The sequence below is a fragment of the Nitrososphaerota archaeon genome (genome assembly GCA_016872055.1).
Classification (GTDB): domain Archaea; phylum Thermoproteota; class Nitrososphaeria; order Nitrososphaerales; family Nitrosopumilaceae; genus Nitrosotenuis.
In genome coordinates this window covers 1-2089 of the sequence record VHBH01000029.1, presented here as the reverse complement: position 1 = coordinate 2089, position 2089 = coordinate 1, and the positions used below count along the sequence as shown (strand labels likewise).

At 38.2% G+C, this 2089-nt stretch carries 3 protein-coding genes; all 3 read left to right on the top strand.

Annotated features, from left to right (window positions below; translation table 11 throughout):
* Positions 1-154: 154 nt before the first annotated feature.
* The gene (locus FJ354_07165; protein ID MBM3906430.1) at positions 155-751 is read left to right on the top strand and encodes a hypothetical protein; all 597 of its coding nucleotides are present in this window, start codon (positions 155-157) and stop codon (positions 749-751) included.
* A 201-nt stretch (positions 752-952) separates the two neighbouring features.
* The gene (locus tag FJ354_07160) at positions 953-1510 is read left to right on the top strand and encodes a tetratricopeptide repeat protein (GenBank protein MBM3906429.1); all 558 of its coding nucleotides are present in this window, start codon (positions 953-955) and stop codon (positions 1508-1510) included.
* A gap of 78 nt (positions 1511-1588) precedes the next feature.
* Entirely contained in the window at positions 1589-2032 is a 444-nt protein-coding gene (locus FJ354_07155; GenBank protein MBM3906428.1) for a pentapeptide repeat-containing protein, read from the top strand.
* Positions 2033-2089: the final 57 nt, after the last annotated feature.

Sequence of the window (2089 nt, the reverse complement as noted above, 5' to 3'; positions counted from 1 at the left end):
AATTTGTCAGGGGCGAATTTGAAACGAGCTACAATGCCGGATGGAAGCATACATGATTGAAAAATGAGACCTAATTCTATCACACCTAGGCGTACCATAAATTCATACAATTGACCATGCTTTTATCATTCCAAACCCATACAAGTTAGGAATTATGAACAAACTAATTCTAGCCTTGACGTTATCTGCGATTCTTCTTACTTTCTCGTTTACTTTAGTTTCAGCCCAAAGCCCAGAGGAACAAAAACTAAAGGACGAAAATGCCAAACTAAAGCAGAAAATCAAGGACTTACAGGAGCAAATTGACGAATTAAAAAAGACATTCTATGAGAAATCCAACACTAAAGAAAAACCAAGCAACGATAAATCAAAAACCAATTCTAGTTTGTGCAAGGGCAACACATTGTGCATTACTGGAACTGTAAAGAGAATAATTGATGGCGACACCATATACATTGACACCTACAAGGTTAGATTATCACTGGTAAATACTCCAGAAAGAGGCAAAGCTGGGTATTCAGAGGCAACTGCATTTACAAAGAAATTATGTATCAATGGAACGACTGCCATAGTGGACCAGGATGACAAGCAACCATTTGATCGATTCAATCGAGTGGTAGGCAAGGTGTATTGTTCTGATAAAAATGTAAATGCGGAACTTTTGGAAAACAATCATGCCACAATCATGAAAAAATACTGCAAAACTAGTGAGTTTGCGTCAGAATCTTGGGCGTTAAAGCGAGGCTGCTAATTTTTGTTTTAACTTTAATTCAACTCGAGAATTTCTATTACTTTTCCACCCTGAGATTCGATACGGATTCTAAATCTACGTTTTTCAAAATATGCCAAAATATTGTATTTTACTAATTTTTGTGCGTAAATTAATTGTAAAATTCAAGACATACGACTGATTATGTTTTTATCATGACAAAATTGTGACTCTCATATTACAATGGGATCATCTTCAAGAAAACCAAATGATGCTGACGATGCTTTTTCTTGGTTCAAAAAGGGCATTCTGTTAGGTGAACAAGGCGACGCACAAAACGCAATGGAATGTTTTGACCGCGCACTAGAGATTAATCCTGATGATGCCGAAGCTTGGTACAACAAGGGTATTCTGTATCATGATCAAGGTGATGCAGTGAACGAAATGAAGTGTTATGACCGTGTATTAGCGATTAATCCTGATGATGCTGATGCTTGGTACAACAAGGGTATTCTGTATCATGATAAAGAAGACACAGAAAACGCAATGGAATGTTTTGATCGTACTCTGAGAATTGATCCTAATCAGGCTCAAGCTTGGTACAACAAGGCCATTCTGTTAGATAAAAAAGGCGATCTAGAAAACGAAATGAAGTGTTATGACCGTGTATTAGCGATTAATCCTGATGACGCTGATGCTTGGTACAACAAAGGCCTTCTGTATCGTAAGCAAGGCGACGCAGTGAACGAAATGAAATGTATTGATAAAGCAAAAGAATTAGAGGTACTAACTAGAATCTAGACACACACCTAGACATAAATCTGAAACAATACTGATCATGTTTTTATCATGACAATCCAATGATTCTCAGATTAGAATATGGACATGAAGCGTTTTCCTAACGGTAAAACAGACGTGGAAAAACAAAAAGTGGATTTGAGAGATGCGTATTTGCAAGGGGCGAATTTGAGAGATGTGGATTTGTCAGGGGGCAATTTGCAAGGAGCGAATTTAAGATGGGCGATTTTGTTTGATGCGAATTTGCAAGGGGCGAATTTGCAAGGGGCAAACCTGGAAGGGGCAAATTTGTTAAGGGCGAATTTGTCAAAGGCGGATTTGTCAGGGGCGAATTTGAAAGAGGTGGATTTGTCTAAAGCCAATTTACAAGAGGCGAAATTGTATAAGGTGGATTTACAACGGGCGAAATTGTGGAAGGCGAAACTGAAAGGGGCAACTCTGGAAGGGGCGAACTTGTCTGAGGCTAGCTTGTTGGGAGTGGATTTGAGATGGGTCACAATGCCTGACGGAGTCATATACGATTGAAAAACAAGACCTAGACATACAACATATAATTAATTTGTAATTATTTCAATCAAGAAA

What these genes read in the sequence shown, in the direction of transcription:
- FJ354_07165 (MBM3906430.1), top strand. Translation starts at nt 155, where the DNA reads ATGAACAAACTAATTCTAGCCTTGACGTTATCTGCGATTCTTCTTACT.
- FJ354_07160 (MBM3906429.1), top strand. Translation starts at nt 953, where the DNA reads ATGGGATCATCTTCAAGAAAACCAAATGATGCTGACGATGCTTTTTCT.
- FJ354_07155 (MBM3906428.1), top strand. Translation starts at nt 1,589, where the DNA reads ATGGACATGAAGCGTTTTCCTAACGGTAAAACAGACGTGGAAAAACAA.